At 62.9% G+C, this 15,200-nt stretch carries 23 protein-coding genes; 15 read left to right on the top strand and 8 right to left on the bottom strand.

Translation table 11 applies throughout. The features are described 5' to 3' along the window. Positions 1–72 precede the first annotated feature (72 nt). On the top strand, positions 73–345 hold the full coding sequence (locus tag ACM64M_RS13365) for a metal-sensitive transcriptional regulator (RefSeq protein WP_416229206.1): 273 nt from the start codon (positions 73–75) through the stop codon (positions 343–345). A gap of 12 nt (positions 346–357) precedes the next feature. On the opposite strand, the gene ACM64M_RS13360 is transcribed toward ACM64M_RS13365, so the two are convergent. The 6 genes from ACM64M_RS13360 to ACM64M_RS13335 all read right to left on the bottom strand — a co-directional run bounded on the left by ACM64M_RS13360 (position 358) and on the right by ACM64M_RS13335 (position 4,238). Beyond that, positions 358–1,206 carry an ATP-grasp fold amidoligase family protein gene (locus ACM64M_RS13360; RefSeq protein ID WP_416229205.1) on the bottom strand — a complete coding sequence of 283 codons (849 nt, stop codon included), beginning with the start codon at positions 1,204–1,206 and terminating at the stop codon, positions 358–360. 42 nt (positions 1,207–1,248) lie between these two features. Next, entirely contained in the window at positions 1,249–1,839 is a 591-nt protein-coding gene (locus tag ACM64M_RS13355; RefSeq protein WP_416229204.1) for a DUF1989 domain-containing protein, read from the bottom strand. After that, positions 1,836–2,507: a guanitoxin biosynthesis heme-dependent pre-guanitoxin N-hydroxylase GntA gene (gene gntA / locus ACM64M_RS13350; RefSeq protein WP_416229203.1), complete on the bottom strand. Its 672-nt coding sequence runs from the start codon at positions 2,505–2,507 to the stop codon at positions 1,836–1,838. The genes ACM64M_RS13355 and gntA overlap by 4 nt, the downstream gene beginning before the upstream one ends. A gap of 34 nt (positions 2,508–2,541) precedes the next feature. Further along, entirely contained in the window at positions 2,542–3,198 is a 657-nt protein-coding gene (gmk, locus tag ACM64M_RS13345) for a guanylate kinase (protein WP_416229202.1), read from the bottom strand. Between the two features lie 75 nt (positions 3,199–3,273). Beyond that, positions 3,274–3,690: a hypothetical protein gene (locus tag ACM64M_RS13340; RefSeq protein ID WP_416229201.1), complete on the bottom strand. Its 417-nt coding sequence runs from the start codon at positions 3,688–3,690 to the stop codon at positions 3,274–3,276. A 17-nt stretch (positions 3,691–3,707) separates the two neighbouring features. Further along, on the bottom strand, positions 3,708–4,238 hold the full coding sequence (locus ACM64M_RS13335) for an SspB family protein (RefSeq protein ID WP_416229200.1): 531 nt from the start codon (positions 4,236–4,238) through the stop codon (positions 3,708–3,710). 117 nt (positions 4,239–4,355) lie between these two features. On the opposite strand from ACM64M_RS13335, the gene hisB reads away from it, so the two are divergent. From hisB to pal, 12 genes are all read left to right on the top strand, one after another. Then, positions 4,356–4,961: an imidazoleglycerol-phosphate dehydratase HisB gene (gene hisB / locus ACM64M_RS13330; protein WP_416229199.1), complete on the top strand. Its 606-nt coding sequence runs from the start codon at positions 4,356–4,358 to the stop codon at positions 4,959–4,961. A gap of 135 nt (positions 4,962–5,096) precedes the next feature. Then, positions 5,097–5,717, top strand: a complete 621-nt coding sequence (gene hisH / locus ACM64M_RS13325; RefSeq protein ID WP_416229198.1) for an imidazole glycerol phosphate synthase subunit HisH — start codon at positions 5,097–5,099, stop codon at positions 5,715–5,717. After that, positions 5,714–6,454, top strand: coding sequence for a 1-(5-phosphoribosyl)-5-[(5-phosphoribosylamino)methylideneamino]imidazole-4-carboxamide isomerase (gene hisA, locus ACM64M_RS13320; protein WP_416229197.1), 741 nt, complete (start codon positions 5,714–5,716; stop codon positions 6,452–6,454). Before hisH ends, hisA begins: the two co-directional genes overlap by 4 nt. A 108-nt stretch (positions 6,455–6,562) precedes the next feature. Continuing rightward, positions 6,563–7,327 (top strand): imidazole glycerol phosphate synthase subunit HisF, encoded by a 765-nt coding sequence (gene hisF, locus ACM64M_RS13315; protein WP_416229196.1) that lies wholly within the window; start codon positions 6,563–6,565, stop codon positions 7,325–7,327. A gap of 108 nt (positions 7,328–7,435) precedes the next feature. Continuing rightward, positions 7,436–7,759: a phosphoribosyl-ATP diphosphatase gene (locus ACM64M_RS13310; RefSeq protein ID WP_416229195.1), complete on the top strand. Its 324-nt coding sequence runs from the start codon at positions 7,436–7,438 to the stop codon at positions 7,757–7,759. Between the two features lie 8 nt (positions 7,760–7,767). Next, positions 7,768–8,148 carry a histidine triad nucleotide-binding protein gene (locus tag ACM64M_RS13305; RefSeq protein ID WP_416229194.1) on the top strand — a complete coding sequence of 127 codons (381 nt, stop codon included), beginning with the start codon at positions 7,768–7,770 and terminating at the stop codon, positions 8,146–8,148. A 100-nt stretch (positions 8,149–8,248) separates the two neighbouring features. Continuing rightward, positions 8,249–8,728, top strand: coding sequence for a YbgC/FadM family acyl-CoA thioesterase (locus ACM64M_RS13300; protein ID WP_416229193.1), 480 nt, complete (start codon positions 8,249–8,251; stop codon positions 8,726–8,728). Positions 8,729–8,730: 2 nt separating this feature from the next. Continuing rightward, on the top strand, positions 8,731–9,450 hold the full coding sequence (tolQ, locus tag ACM64M_RS13295) for a protein TolQ (RefSeq protein WP_416229192.1): 720 nt from the start codon (positions 8,731–8,733) through the stop codon (positions 9,448–9,450). A 112-nt stretch (positions 9,451–9,562) separates the two neighbouring features. Then, the gene (locus ACM64M_RS13290) at positions 9,563–10,009 is read left to right on the top strand and encodes an ExbD/TolR family protein (protein WP_416229191.1); all 447 of its coding nucleotides are present in this window, start codon (positions 9,563–9,565) and stop codon (positions 10,007–10,009) included. A 12-nt stretch (positions 10,010–10,021) separates the two neighbouring features. After that, complete coding sequence (locus ACM64M_RS13285) at positions 10,022–10,849, top strand: energy transducer TonB (RefSeq protein WP_416229190.1); 828 nt, start codon at positions 10,022–10,024, stop codon at positions 10,847–10,849. A 3-nt stretch (positions 10,850–10,852) separates the two neighbouring features. Further along, complete coding sequence (tolB, locus tag ACM64M_RS13280; protein WP_416229189.1) at positions 10,853–12,262, top strand: Tol-Pal system beta propeller repeat protein TolB; 1,410 nt, start codon at positions 10,853–10,855, stop codon at positions 12,260–12,262. 74 nt (positions 12,263–12,336) lie between these two features. Then, complete coding sequence (gene pal, locus ACM64M_RS13275; protein ID WP_416229188.1) at positions 12,337–12,864, top strand: peptidoglycan-associated lipoprotein Pal; 528 nt, start codon at positions 12,337–12,339, stop codon at positions 12,862–12,864. A gap of 50 nt (positions 12,865–12,914) precedes the next feature. Here the strand turns inward: pal and ACM64M_RS13270 are convergent, their stop codons facing one another. Then, the gene (locus ACM64M_RS13270) at positions 12,915–13,076 is read right to left on the bottom strand and encodes a hypothetical protein (protein WP_416229187.1); all 162 of its coding nucleotides are present in this window, start codon (positions 13,074–13,076) and stop codon (positions 12,915–12,917) included. Between the two features lie 156 nt (positions 13,077–13,232). On the opposite strand from ACM64M_RS13270, the gene ACM64M_RS13265 reads away from it, so the two are divergent. Continuing rightward, positions 13,233–13,766 carry a DnaJ domain-containing protein gene (locus ACM64M_RS13265; RefSeq protein WP_416229186.1) on the top strand — a complete coding sequence of 178 codons (534 nt, stop codon included), beginning with the start codon at positions 13,233–13,235 and terminating at the stop codon, positions 13,764–13,766. A gap of 33 nt (positions 13,767–13,799) precedes the next feature. Beyond that, positions 13,800–14,333, top strand: coding sequence for an NADPH-dependent FMN reductase (locus tag ACM64M_RS13260; RefSeq protein ID WP_416229185.1), 534 nt, complete (start codon positions 13,800–13,802; stop codon positions 14,331–14,333). On the opposite strand, the gene ACM64M_RS13255 is transcribed toward ACM64M_RS13260, so the two are convergent. Continuing rightward, entirely contained in the window at positions 14,330–15,163 is an 834-nt protein-coding gene (locus tag ACM64M_RS13255) for an SDR family NAD(P)-dependent oxidoreductase (RefSeq protein ID WP_416229184.1), read from the bottom strand. The genes ACM64M_RS13260 and ACM64M_RS13255 overlap by 4 nt on opposite strands. Positions 15,164–15,200 lie beyond the last annotated feature (37 nt).

The following is a 15,200-nucleotide window of genomic DNA, read 5'->3' as shown; positions in this document are numbered from 1 at the left end:
TTTCAGCCTTTCTTGATCAATCAGGCCAAACCATATATACCCCCTAGGGGTATTTCAACAGGAAAGACTGGCATGAGTGATACTGGTACCGCCACGATCAACCGGCTCAACCGCATCGCAGGCCAGGTCCGCGGGGTTGCGCAGATGGTGCAGGATGATCGCTACTGCATCGACATCCTGCACCAGATACAGGCGATCAAATCAGCCTTGGCGAAAGTGGAAACGCAGGTTTTGAAAGACCACGCTGCGTGCTGTGTTGCCGAAGCGATCAAGAGCGGCGATGAGCTGGCGCAGCGCGAAAAGTTTCAGGAGCTTGTCGATCTGATGGAGCGAACGCGCAAGTAGCCACGACGGGCCCTAGTCCGCCGCCATTTGCGCTTTCGCGGCGAGCCAGCGCTGCCCGATGATCCGGTCAAGTTCGAGTGGGTCAAAGGGATCGAGCCCGGAGCCGGGATAGAACGTTACTTCTCCGAATTTGGGGCGGCCTTCGATCTCGTAGAAATCGACGCGGGCAAAATCAAAGGATTGGGCAAGGCGTTCGGCCCCATCGAGCATTTCCTCAAGGCTGGATGGCGGGCGTGAAGCCGGTTCTGTAAACATCGAAACTTGGCTCCAGCGCCGGTCGTATAGCACCCAGCGGTGGTCGGAAAAGCGGTCCTGATGCACTTGCACATAGGCAGCTTTGCCGCCGAACACGTAAATCTTGTAATCGACCGGCGCGCGCCCGTCCGCGTCGCCCAGAAACGGTTCGGCAATATAGCCGCGCGGGATGCGGCGATACGCCCATTCGTCCAGCCACAATCCATAGGGGCGCCGGACCCACCGGGCGGCGCGCCTGCGCGCTTCGCGCCAGTCCGCCGGGGTGCGACAGATCACGTTTTGATTGCAGCCGTGACTGGATTTCAGAATAAACGGATAGGGCCATTGCGGCTGCGCGGGCAGGTCCGTGCCCGACCATAGGGTCGGTATGATCCAGTCTTCGCCGAGCACGCGGCGCACATAGGCCTTTGCGGCGATCTTGTCCGAGAGGACCGGCAAAGCGGGGTTGCGGTCGTCCAGTTTCCGGCGCTGCACCAGTTCGGTAAAGCGCAAAGGATTGCGAAGATCGGGCAGCCTCCCATGCCGCCACACATAGGTCAGCGCGATGCGCAGCCGCGCCGATGGGACCAGCGCGAGCGGAAGCGCGGGCAGGCGGCGCAGATTCATCGGAGCGTCTAACCGGGCAATTCGGCTGGCACGGCCATGCCTTCAGCCGACGATCTGGTAATGGATCGGCTTGAAACTGCCACCATTCGACGCATAGGCCGAACATGCGGTCAGGCCGATGATCAGATCCATTTCGGCATGAAAGACGATGCAATCGCCCGGCTTACTGATCGGAGGGCGCACGTTGATGCGCCCGGTCGTGCCATCGACCGCCACGTTCATGAAAATATTGAACGCGGTTGGTATACCGTCCTCCGCGACGCCAAAGGGCGCCAGCGCTTCGGCAAGATTCCCGAAACATCCGCGGTGAACCGGCTGATCGGGGTAAAAGTGATGGAACGTCGCAGTGCTGCACGGCGTCAGCAGAAAATCGTGACAGCCGGTGTCGTCGCGCTCGATCGTCAGCATCACCTGCGACCGGTTTGACCACAGTCGGTTGCCGGTCGTCAGGCGGATCGTCTCTTCGTAATCCAATGTGCGCCCGTTCGAAATCACCTCACGCGGGTCATCGGCGCGGAACGCCAGCAAATCGGCGACCTGCGATCCCATGGGGTCGATCACGACAAGGCGCTGGCCACGGTTCAGCCGAAACGCGGTGCCAGACCGCGGCGGGATTATCCTGGTTTCACTCACGCGCGCGGATCGCGGAAGGGACAGCGCCAGCTATCGTCAACCGCCCGCCCGCTATATTGCCGCGCCGCGCTTGTTTCGCCGTGGCGGGACAGCATTGGGTTGACCGACCCGGCCAATCGCAGGTCGCGCGACAGGATCGTGGCCCGCATTTTTTCATACTGCCCGCTGTCTCGCAGCTGTTCAAACTGAGCGTGCTGATTCAGGACAATAGCTGGATAGCGAAACCGCCGCGCGGGCCGCGAGGCGCGCGGATGCAGCCCGATGGCGAAATATCCCTTGCCCCCCAAACTCAGCGCAAAATGTGGGCTGACCGGATCGCGATCGACCCGCTCGTCATACGAAAACCCGAGCTGTGCATCCCAATCGGCGAGCGCTTGCAAACGGTCCCACATGGCGTCTTCGAATTCGGCTTCGCTGGCCATCACCGGGCCGCCGAACAGCACGGCGAAACTTCGGAAATTGCCCAAATCTGCGGCGGTCCTGCGCGCCGCATGAGTAAGGGCTCTGTGAATTGCCCGGTCATCTTGCGCGCTGGTCATATCCCCCGCCTGAAATACCGCGAGCGTGCCCTGACCGATTGCCGCCTTCGCTCCCACGCAAGGGTAGGCAGCGTCGCTGATGAATTCGTGAAGCGCTATGGTGCCGCAACGCAAGTCTGCGCGGATCATGGGATCCAATGCCCGCAGAGTGGCGATCATGGCATCATCCGCCCATCAATTCGCGCACGAACGGGATCAGCCCGGTCTGACGGGTGCGGCGCATGCGTTCTGCATCGAGCACTTCGCGCACCCGGTCGAAACATTCGTCAACATTGTCATTGATGACGACGTAATCATATTCGGCCCAATGGCTGATTTCGGCGCGGGCGCGGTCCATCCGGTCGTCGATCACTGCGTTGCTGTCCTGCGCGCGCGATTCGAGCCGGCGGCGCAGTTCATCAAGGCTGGGCGGAAGGATAAAGACGCTGACAACGTCCTGCTGATCCTTTTGATAGAGCTGCTGTGTGCCCTGCCAGTCGATGTCGAACAGGAAATCCTGCCCTTCTTTCAGCGCGGCCCGGATTGCCCCCTTGGGCGTGCCGTAACGATGGTCGAACACATGCGCCCATTCGTAGAATTCATCTTCGGCAACCATGGCGTCAAACTGGGCATCGGAAACGAAATGGTAATCCACCCCGTCAACCTCCCCCGGACGCGGCGGGCGGGTGGTGGCCGACACCGATAGCGTGATGTCGGAATCCTGTTTCAGCAACATATGCGACAAGGTCGTCTTGCCTGCCCCCGATGGCGAGGACAGGATGAACAACAGGCCCCGGCGGTGGAGCTTGTCGGATTGGCTATGTTTGGTTGGTTCGCCCATAGGTCCCGATGCCGCAGATCGGGGGGCAAAATCAAGTGCGCACGCAGGATCCTGCCGCGCGATGTTGCGCCGGGTTCAATCGCCGCGCGGTTTTTGCGCGAGCCGCCGCTGCCGCGCCTTGCCGCGATCATACAGTGTTTTGAGCGCAAGACCGCCGGTGACAATCATCAGGCCCGGCACAGACCTCGTCGCCAGCTTGCTCGCTCCATACAGCGCCAGCGTGGTGATCAGCGTTCGCCCGTCGAGCAATTCCTGCGCTGCGCCTTCGTGCTGCGAACCGGCTCTGGCGACGCGCTGTTCGACTCCTTTGCGAAACAAGGTGGAGGCCCCGCGCAGCACAATATCCGCGATCAGCAGATTGGTCGCAGGATTGGTGCTGGGCAGCGGCAGACCGCGCGTTTGCCAGTCCGAATCCGGGGTTTTGTCAACCGCGATACGCTCCTGCGCCTCCTCAGCGGGATGGGCATTTGCCGGGCGCGCGCGCTTTGCCATTCAGGCCCGCCGCTGCGCTATTTCTTGCGGCCGAAATCGACCGTCACGACGTTGGAGCCATCATCTTCGGCCGTGTCAGCGACCGACCCATCGGCATTGCTGTGTTCGGCGGAGCCATCGGGAATTGCCGCATCATTCTGAGCGTTTTCGTGTTCTTCATGCGCCATTTCGGCAGCCGAAGCCTGAAACTGCAGCCCGAAATCGACCGCCGGATCGACGAATGCAGTGATCGCGGAATAGGGCACTTCGAGCTTTGCCGGGATCTGATTGAACGACAGGCCGACGCTGAACCCATCGTCGCGCACGTCGAGATCCCAGAACTTGTTCTGCAAAACGATGGTCATTTCATCAGGAAACCGTTCGCGCAGATGTTTCGGGATCGTGACCCCCTGCGCATGGGTTTTGAAGGTGATGTAGAAATGGTGACTGCCAGGCAGCTCGCTCCCCCCGCGCTCAATCTCGCGCAGCACGCGGCCCACGACCGCGCGCAAGGCTTCCTGAACGATCTCGTCATAGGGGATCAGGCTATCGGGTGTATCTTCGGTCATTGCAGCTGGAATCGTGGCGGCGCGCGCCGCGCTGGTCAAGCGTTTCGTGCAGCGCAGCAGAGCTTTATCCTGATCTCATGCTTGCGCAGCATCGGGCCGGGCGTATAGGCGCAGAGCATGAACACAGACCAGCGCACAGGGACGGTCGAACGCAAGACCGCAGAAACGGGAATTTCGATCGCCGTCAATCTCGATGGCACCGGCGCCTATGATGTGGCGACCGGGATCGGCTTTCTGGACCACATGGTCGAACAGTTTTCCAAACATTCGCTGATCGACGTGACGATGAAGGTGTCGGGCGACCTGCATGTCGATCAGCACCACACGACCGAGGATTCGGCGATTGCGCTGGGTCAGGCGCTGTCCGATGCGCTGGGCGATAAGGCCGGGATCGGGCGGTACGGCGCGGCCTATTCGCCGATGGACGAAACGCTCAGCCGCGTCGCGCTCGATATTTCGGGGCGGCCGTTTTTGGTGTGGAACGCGCGTTTCACGCAGGAAAAACTGGGCGAATGGGACACCGAGCTGATCGAGCACTGGTTCCATTCGGTCGCGCAAAGCGCCGGTCTGACGCTGCATATCGAACTGCTTTACGGCACCAACAACCACCACATTTGCGAAAGCATCTATAAAGGCTTTGCCCGCGCGATGCGGATCGCGGTTGAACGCGACCCGAGGAAAGGCAGCGCGATCCCGAGCACCAAGGGCCAGTTGGGTGGTTAGGAGGTGTTCTAACAAGAGGCACCAATCGGTCGCGCAGCGACCGCAAGGCCGACTGGCCGCCCGCAGCGGGTCCGTAGCGAAGCGGAGGACGTCTAGCGAGGACGCAGCCCCGGATGGGGCTGCGCGAAACAAACAATGACCATAGCTTTGATCGATTACGGCGCGGGCAATCTTCACTCGGTCCATAATGCGCTGAAAGCGGTGGGCGCCGATGTGGTTGTCACCGCCGATGCCGATGTGGTGCGCCGGGCTGACCGCATCGTGTTGCCGGGTGTTGGCGCGTTTGCGGCCTGCGCCGATGGCCTGCGCGCCGTTCCCGGCATGGTCGAGGCCTTGACAGAGCGCGTCTATCACGGCGGCGCGCCGTTCCTTGGTATATGCGTCGGGATGCAATTGCTTGCGGACCGGGGGCTAGAGTTTGGCGCGCATAAGGGGCTGGGCTGGATTCCGGGCGAGGTGCGCCTGATCACCCCGCATGATCCGGCGATCAAGGTCCCGCATATGGGCTGGAACGATGTTGCCGTGATGCCCCATGCGCGCGGGCATCGGGTGATTGAGGAGGGAGAGGCTTATTTCCTCCATTCCTATCACTTCGTCGCCGAAGACCCGCATCATGTTGCTGCGCTGACCGATCACGGTGAAGGGCTTGTCGCCGCGGTCACACGCGGCAATATCTGCGGCGTGCAATATCACCCGGAGAAGAGCCAGGCCTATGGGCTGGCGACCCTCGAACGATTCCTGGAGTGGAAGCCATGATCGTTTTCCCAGCCATCGACCTTAAAGGCGGCGAAGTCGTGCGGCTGGCCGAAGGCGATATGGACCGCGCCACCGTTTACGGGGACAATCCGGCGGCGCAAGCGATGCTCTTTGCGGAAAGCGGCGCGGAGCATCTGCACGTCGTCGATCTCGACGGAAGTTTCGCAGGCGAGGGCCGCAACCGCGCGGCGGTGGAGGCAATCATCGAAGCATTCCCCGGCTACGTCCAGCTGGGCGGCGGCATCCGCGATGCAAAGGCGGTCGAGGGCTGGTTTGGCCTCGGCGTGGCGCGGGTGGTGATGGGCTCGGCGGCGCTCAAGAACCCCGAGTTCGTCAAGGAAATGGCGCGCGAATGGGAAGGCGGCATCGTCGTCGCGGTCGATGCGAAGGACGGCATGGTCGCGACCGAGGGCTGGGCCGAGGTGTCCGACGTGCCGGTGGTGGACCTTGCCCGCCGTTTCGAGGATGCGGGCGTCGCCGCGCTGCTGTTCACCGACATCGGCCGCGACGGGCTGCTCAAGGGCGTGAACATCGACGCGACCGTGGATTTGGCGCGCCGGGTGGACATTCCGGTGATTGCGAGCGGCGGGGTCAAGGGCCTGTCCGATATCCACATCCTCGCGCTCCACGCGCATGAGGGGATCGAAGGCGTGATTACCGGGCGGGCGCTGTATGAGGGCAAGCTCGACCTCGCGGCGGCGATCCAGATGGGGGCGAGAGCGGAGACGCGGGCGTGAAAATCCACTTCGTCATTGCGAGCGGCGCAGCCGCGCGGCAATCCAGAGCCGTTTCGTGAGACGCTCTGGATTGCTTCGCTACGCTCGCAATGACGAAGGAACTACCCCATGACCGTCCGCGTCCGTGTCATCCCCTGTCTCGACGTTGCCGATGGGCGCGTGGTGAAGGGCGTCAATTTCGTCGATCTCAAGGACGCCGGCGATCCGGTCGAACAGGCGCGCGCCTATGATGCGGCGGGCGCGGACGAACTGTGCTTTCTTGATATCTCCGCCAGCCATGAAGGGCGCGGGACGCTGCTTGATATCGTCAAACGCGCGGCGGAGGTGTGCTTCATGCCGCTGACCGTCGGTGGCGGAGTGCGCAGTGTCGAGGATGCGCGCGCGCTGTTGCTTGCGGGCGCGGACAAGGTCGCGATCAATTCCGCTGCCGTGGCGCGGCCCGAACTGGTCGCGGAAATCGCCGCCAAATTCGGCAGCCAATGCGTCGTCGCAAGTGTCGATGCCCGCCGAACGCCGCGCGGAAACTGGGAAATCTTCACCCATGGCGGGCGCAAGCCCACGGGTATCGACGCGGTCGAATATGCGGTGAAGGTCGCGGACCTCGGCGCAGGCGAATTGCTGGTGACGAGCATGGACGGCGACGGCACGCAGCGCGGCTATGACCTCGATCTCACCGCCACCATCGCCGAAAGCGTTAGCGTGCCTGTCATCGCCAGCGGTGGGGTCGGCACGCTCGATCACCTTGTCGAAGGGGTGACAAAGGGCAAGGCGAGCGCGGTGCTCGCGGCGAGCATCTTCCACTTCGGCACCCACTCGATCAGTGAGGCACACGCGGCGCTCCGCGCGGCAGGCTTGCCCGCGCGCGGGGTTTGACTGTTGAACCTTCGTCACTGCGAGCGTAGCGAAGCAATCCAGAGCGTCACGCGATGCGGCTCTGGATTGCCGCGTCGCCTCGCTCCTCGCAATGACGAGAGTTGAAACGTGAACGACACCCTATCCCGCCTCGAAGCCACCATTGCCGCGCGCCGCGCAGCCTCGCCCGACGAATCCTACGTCGCCAAACTGAACGCGAAAGGCCTGCCCAAGATCGCGCAGAAGCTGGGCGAGGAAGCGACCGAAGCGGTGATTGCCGCCGTTTCCGGCTCGAACGAGGAACTGGTTGGCGAAAGCGCCGATCTGCTGTTTCACCTGCTGGTGCTGTTGAACGCGAAGGGCGTGTCGCTCGACCATGTGCTGGCCGAACTTGACCGGCGCGAGGGGCTTTCGGGCCTTGAGGAAAAAGCGAACCGGAGCACCAAGGAGTAGAAGACGATATGCCGATTGATCCGACGCTGCCCTATGATGACAACAACATCTTTGCGAAGATCCTGCGCGGGGAAATCCCCTGTAAGAAGGTGTATGAAGATGAATGGGCGTTCGCCTTTGAGGACATCAACCCGCAGGCCGAAATTCACACGCTGGTGATCCCGAAAGGGCGCTATGTCAGCTGGGACGATTTCAGCGCCAAGGCACCGGATGCAGAAATCGGCGGCTTCATCCGCGCCGTGGGCGAAGTCGCGAGGGCAAAGGGGCTGGTCGAACCCGGCTACCGGCTGATGGCCAATATTGGCGCACATGGCGGGCAGGAAGTGCCGCATCTGCATGTGCATGTGTTCGGCGGGCAGCCGCTCGGGCCGATGATCTGGAGAAAATGAACGGAATTGGCCGCAGGCCAGATTCGTTTCACCGCTGTTCATCGCAGAGTTTGCAAACGCGGCTTTGCAGCGATTCCTTGCTGCGCTAGGTGGCTCCCTGATGGTTAATCCTCCTCTTCCCGGCGGCGTCTTCGATGGCCCGCGCCATCTGTATGGCGTGCGCGTCTATTACGAGGACACCGATCTTTCCGGGATCACTTATCACGCCAATTACCTGCGCTGGTTTGAACGCGCGCGGTCCGATCTGCTGCGGATGCTGAAGATTGATCAACGCGCCGCGATCGAGGCGGGGGCCAAGGGTGGAGAAGGCGGCGCCTATGCGGTGTCGGAAATCAATCTCAGATATCTGCGCCCGGCCAAGCTGGACGACGATGTGGTGATCGAAACGATTTGCACCGAATTGGGCGCGGCAAGCTGTAGGATGCATCAGGTCGCGCGCCGTTTGACCTTGGACGGCAAGGAAGCCCTGTGCGAGGCAAATCTGCGCGTCGGCTTCATCTCGCTTGACGGACGCCCGCGCCGCCAGCCGCCCGAATGGCGCGCGGCGTTCAAACAATTCATGAACAGAGAGGACATTTAAGAGTGCCCATTGATTTGATGAGCGCTGCGGCGGTCCAGACCGCCTCGACCCTTGGCCCGGCGCGGCTCGACCCGATTGAACTGTTTCTGGCGGCCGATATTGTCGTGCAGGCGGTGATGGTGGGCCTGATCCTGGCCAGCATCTGGACCTGGACGATCATCGTTGCCTTCACCCTCAGGATCGGCGGGCTGAACGGCAAATCGCGCGCGTATGAGAGCGATTTCTGGGACACCAAAGACCGTGAGGCGGCGCTGAGCAAGAAAATGCGCGGCACTGTGCCTTCGGCTCGGGTCGCAGGGGCGGGGCTGGATGAATGGAAGCGTTCGACCGCGAAAACTCCGATTGACCGTGACGCCGCGCGCCAGCGCATCGGTGCGGCGATGGAAAGCCAGGTCGCGGCAGAGGCGGACGAACTGGCCGGGCGGCTGAATTTCCTCGCCACCACCGGATCGGTTGCGCCCTTCGTCGGCCTGTTCGGCACGGTCTGGGGGATCATGAACAGTTTTTTCCAGATCGGCGCGCAGCAAAGCGCCAGCCTCGCCGTGGTCGCCCCCGGCATTGCCGAGGCATTGTTCGCCACCGCCATCGGCCTGTTCGCGGCCATTCCGGCGGTGATCGCCTACAACCGGTTCAGCCATGCGGTGAACCAATATGAAGCGCGGCTGCAACGCTTTGCCGACAAGGTCAACGCCGGGCTCAGCCGCGAACTGGACCGCGCATGATGGCAGGATTTTCGTCATTGCGAGGCGACGCAGGCGCCGCGGCAATCCAGTGCGTAACAGCGAGCCGCTCTGGATTGCTTCGCTCCGCTCGCAATGACGAGGGGCAAGCGAAATGGCGATGAACCTTTCCTCCTCCTCCCGCCGCAGCCGCCGTGCGCGCCGCGCGGCGATGGCGGAGATCAACGTCACGCCGCTGGTCGATGTCATGCTGGTCTTGCTCATTATCTTTATGGTTACGGTGACGCTACCCGCGGTCGGCGTGCCGCTCGAACTGCCCGAAAGCCGCGCCAATGCGGTCGAAGAGACCCCCGATCAGGTGACGATCAGCATCGATGCGCAGGGGCGGATTTATATCGAGAACGAAGCAATCGCCGCAGGCGCGCTGCCCGATGCGCTGGCGGCGCTGGACCGCGGCGGAACGGGCGAGCTGCCGACCATCGTGCTGCGCGGTGACCGCAGCCTCGATTATGGCCGGGTGATGGCGGTGATGGGCGAATTGGGCCGCGCCGGGTTTACTTCGATTTCGCTGGTCACCGACGGTTCAGTTACCCCGCCATAAGGAAGGGTTGCAATGGGTGAGACTGCACTTCGCGCCGGTTTCCATACCGAGGACAAAGTCGGCCTTGCCGGGGCTGTGGTCTTGCATCTGTTGCTGGTGGCGGTGCTGGCGCTGCAATTTGCCTTTGCTCCGCCGCGTGCCGTCACGCCGGAACGGATGTCTGTCAATCTCGCCACCGAAGTCAGTCTGGAATCCACCGCCCCCGATCCTGTCCCCGAAAGCCGCGCCGCGATTGCGCCGGTTTTGGCAGATGTGCCTGCGCCGCCGTCCGAACCTGCGACAGCGCCAGCGCCGCCTGTGACGGTCACACCCCCGCCGCCGCCCGCACCGCGCGCAGCGACGCGCCCTCAGCGGCCCGCGCCTGCCGATCCGCGCCCGCGCCGCCGCCCTGAACCCGCGCGGCAGGCCCCTGCGCCAAGTCGTCCTGCGGCAAACGCTGGCGGCAGCCGCATCGGCGACAGTTTTCTTGAAGGTCAGGGCAGCAGCACAAGCAGCGACGAAACCCGCGCTCCCGCCGCGACGTTTGGGCGGGCAGAGCAGGCCGCGCTCGCCAGTGCGATCACACGGCAATTGCGCCCCCACTGGAACGCGCCATCGGGCGTCGATGCCGACAGGCTGGTGTCAATCGTCTCTTGGCGGCTGGCCGAGGACGGTAGCCTCAAGGGCAGACCGACCTGCCGCACCGAAGCGGGCAGCATCACCGAATCGAACCGCCCGCAGGCTGACCTTCATTGCGAGCGTGCAATCCGCGCGGTCCAGCTTGCGGCCCCTTTCAACCTCCCTGCACAGTTCTATAGTCGCTGGGACGATCTCGAATGGCAATTCGACAGAAGGCTCTGATATATGAAGGCGACGTTTGTTCTTTCCCTCCTTGCGGGACTGCTCGCGGCAACCGCGTCGGCACAGGCGCAGGACCTTGGTGAGCCGCTGGGCGATGGCGGCGAGGTTGCGGGTATCGCGATTGAAGGCGACGATGGCGGCGAAGGTCCGCTGCGCGGCACCGTCACCGATGAAAGCGATTGGGAAGACCTCGGCATTGCCATCCCCGCCTTTGCCACCGATCGCAACGCACCGACCCCGGCCAACAGCGACGGCACCGGAGCATTGGGGCGCGAAATTGCCCGTGTCATCACCGCCAATCTCCAAAACAATGGCCTGTTCAAACCGACCGGGCCGGACGCGCTGCCTAGCCCCGCTTTCGCGCAGATCACCGCGCCTAGCTGGGGCAGCTGGTCCGGGCGCGGTGCGGAAATGCTGGTGCATGGTTATGTCCGCGCGCAGGGCGATGACCGGCTGGTCGTCGGGTGTTACCTCTATGACGTTGCCTTGCAGGATGAACTGATCCGCGAAGGCTGGGTCGTGCGCCCGGCCGACTGGCGCCGCGCGGCGCATAAATGTTCGGACCTGATCTATGCCCGGCTGACCGGCGAAAGCCCGTTTTTCGACAGCCGCATCGCCTATATCGCCGAAACCGGTCCCAAGGATAACCGGGTCAAACGGCTGGCGGTGATGGACAGCGACGGGGCCAACCACCGTTTCCTGACTTTGGGCAGCGCGACCGCGCTCACCCCGCGTTATTCGCCCGATTATTCGAAGATCCTCTATCTTTCTTATGTCGACGGCAATCCGCGCATCTATGTCTATGACATCGGCAGCGGGCAGCAAACTCTGGTGACCGAGAACCAGAACCCGACGATTGCCCCGCGCTGGTCGCCCGATGGCCGCTATATCCTTTATTCGATGGCGGTCGCGGGCAACACCGACATTTACCGCGTGCCGGTAAGCGGCGGGCGCAGCGTGCGGCTGACCGATACGCCGGGGATCGACATTGGCGGATCATACTCCCCCGATGGCAGCCGGATCGTGTTTGAAAGCGACCGTTCGGGCAGCCAGCAATGCTATATCATGGATGCCGACGGCACCAATCAGCGGCGCATCACCTTTTTCGGAGGACGCTGCGCCACGCCCGAATGGAGCCCGCGCGGCGATCAGATCGCCTTCACGCGGATCGCGGGCGATTTCAACGTGGCGGTCATGACGCCATCGGGTGGTAACCTTCGGGTGCTTACGAACGGATGGCAGGATGAGGCCCCGACCTGGGCCCCGAATGGCCGGATCATCCAGTTTTTCCGGACCACCCGCGATGCGGGCCGGTCTTCGCTGTGGCAGGTCGATCTGACGGGCCGCAACGAAAGGAGATTGCCAACCCCGGTGGATGCATCGGACCCTGCATGGGGACCCATTCGCCCCTGAATTCGCTTAAGCTCGCACATAATTATTTTCGCGCCGGGGCGCTTTTGCCCGGCCAATATCGGAGAGTAACCCTTATGACTTTCTCTGTTTCAAAAACGGCTACCGCCGTGCTGCTCACCTCGGCGCTGGCGCTGGGCGCATGTTCGAAAAAGGCGCCTGAGGAATTGCCGCCGCCGCCGGTCACGACGCCTGCGCCGACCGCGACCCCGACGCCGACCGCGCCAACCGGAGCGACGGTCGGAACGCAGGCGCATTTCGAAAACGCCGTCGGCAGTTCATCGGTGATCTATTTCGACACCGACCGTTTCAACATCGACAGCACCGATGCCGCCGCGCTTCAGGCGCAGGCGCAATATTTCGCGCGCTTCCCGCAATTGACCTTTACCGTCGAAGGCCACGCCGATGAACGCGGCACCCGCGAATACAACCTTGCGCTGGGGGAACGCCGCGCCAATTCGGCCAAGAATTACCTCGTCAGCCTGGGCGTGTCGGCGGACCGTATCCGCACGCTCAGCTATGGCAAGGAACGGCCCGTCGCGCTGGCTTCCAACGAAACCGCGTGGGCACGCAACCGCCGCGCGGCGAGCATCATCATCAATTGATTGTGCAAGGTTTTCGGCCCGCCCCGCCAATCGGCGGGCGGGCCGGAAAATCACCCGTCGAGATCGGCAGCGGCCTGAATCAGCACGATTTGCGGTGCATCGATTGCCGCAGCGGCAGAATCGCCAGCGATCTCGCCTGCGCGCGCAAACAATGCGAGCGCGACCAGCGCAAAGGCCGAGAACAGGCTGGAGATGGTGAGTTGTTGGCTCATTGAAGTCCCGTGGTTCGTGTCTTGCATCAAATAGGCGCTGATGCGTTCTACTGCAATGCAACATTTCACTTCGCAACTGGTTCCCACACCTAGGCAAGCCGCGCCATAGTCTCTAGATTGAGCGCGTGACTCACCCGATCAACGACATTTTTCACGATGGCTAAGCCGCGCCGCTCCAACGATTGGGGCTTCCCGCGCTGGCGCTCCTACGATTCATCGCGGGAGGCCGTGGCTCAGCGGGAATGCGACCGGCATGGCTGCGCCGAGGCCGGTCTGTGCCCCGCGCCCAAATCGCCCAACAGCCCGGACCGCTGGTATTTCTGTCAGGTCCACGCCGCCGAATACAACAAGGGTTGGGATTATTTCGAAGGGCTGGACAAGGAACAACGCGACGAACGCGCCCGCGCCGAAAGGCAGGAAAGCGCAGGCTATGCCGAGGCGTCGCATTACGGGTGGAGCGGATCGGGGGACGGGTCGCGCAGCGCCGATGAAATGCGTGCGCTCGAAGTGCTCGAGGCCGAACCCGATGCCGATTTCGCCGCGATCAAGAAAGCGTACCGGGTGAAAGCCAAGGAAGTGCACCCCGATGTGAAGCCGGGCGACGCGGACGCCGCACAGCAATTTCAGAAACTGCAAGTTGCCTATGAAGTTCTGCGCGCCGCCGAAGACCGCCGCGAATGGCGCGGATAAACCATTAAAATATCACTCTTTTCAGGAGCACCCATGCGCATTCTTGCCTTTGCCGCCAGCAATTCGTCGACCTCGATCAACCGCACGCTGGTCGATTATGCCGCCAGCCTCGCGGCAGCGGGCGGTGCTGAGATCGAGACGCTGGATATTCATGATTACGAGATGCCGATTTACCGCGCTGACCGCGAGGCCGCCGATGGCGTGCCGCAATTGGCGCGAGATTTTCTGGCAAGGATCGGCGCGGTGGACGCGCTGATCATCTCCTTTGCCGAACATAACGGGGCCTATCCCGCGGCGTTCAAGAATCTGTTTGACTGGTGCAGCCGGTTGGGCCGCGAAGTGTGGCAGGGCAAGCCGATACTGATGCTGGCGACCTCGGACGGCGCAGGCGGGGCAGGGCGGGTGCTCGACTTTGCGGTGAACGCCGCGCCGCATTTTGGCGGCCATGTGGTCGGGTGCCTGTCGGTGCCGCATTACACCAAAGTGTTCGACCGCGAGGCCGGGAAGCTGAACGATGATGCGCTTGATGCCGAGCTTCGCGCATTGGTGGGCAAGCTGATCGGTTAGTCTTTCGGCCCGGCAAAGCTTTTGCCGCGCCCGTCGATCTCGGGGTTGGGGTTGTCGTTCCACCACGCCACGTCGGTCCATGGGCGGATGTCGACCTCATGCGTCCAGCAATTGCGCGGTTGCTGCGCGAGATGCCAATAGGTTTCGGCAATTTGCGCCGGGTCGATTACACCCTCGTCGCCCTTGGCCGCTTTGAACGCGTCGAATTTGTCGCCCAGCAGCTTGCCCAGAGTGTCGGGCGCATCGACCGCGCCGTCGACCACGATATGCGCGACATGCACGCCCTGCGGCCCGAATTCGGCGTTCAATGTCTGGCACAGCATCCGCCGCCCGCCCATCGCCGCTGCGTGGCTATGCTGCCCCGCATTGCCGCGCATGGCCGAGGTGGCGGACGTGACGAGCAATGTCCCATGCGCGCCGTTCTTCGCCCGCTCCACCATCGCTGGGAACAGCGCATGGGCGAGCCGGAACACGCCGTAACACCCCAGCCGCCAGCCAAGTTCGAAAGTGCGATGCGGCGTATCGTGCAGCTTGCGGTTTCCGATCTGCGCACCAAGGTTGTAGAGCGCGCATTCGATCGGGCCGATGTCGCGCTCAACCCGTTCCACCAGTTCCTCGATCGCGCCGTCTTCGGATGCGTTGAGCAAGGTGCCCGAGGCGCTGCCGCCCGCCGCCTCGATCTGGTCGACCAGCCGCGCCAGCCCTGCCTCGTCAGAGCGCCGCGCCAGCACCGCATGGTAGCCGCCCGCCGCAAAGCGCGCGGCGGTGCTGCCACCGATTCCGGCCCCGGCGCCGATAACAAGGAACACGGGCTTGCGGGTGTCGGTCATTGCGTTCTCCTTGCTCCCCGCACAGTTGCAGAGGGGA

It is taken from the genome of Qipengyuania sp. ASV99 (assembly GCF_047872805.1).
Taxonomy (GTDB): Bacteria; Pseudomonadota; Alphaproteobacteria; order Sphingomonadales; family Sphingomonadaceae; genus Erythrobacter.
The sequence above is the reverse complement of the archived record's forward strand: the minus strand, read 5'-3'. Positions and strand labels throughout refer to the sequence as shown.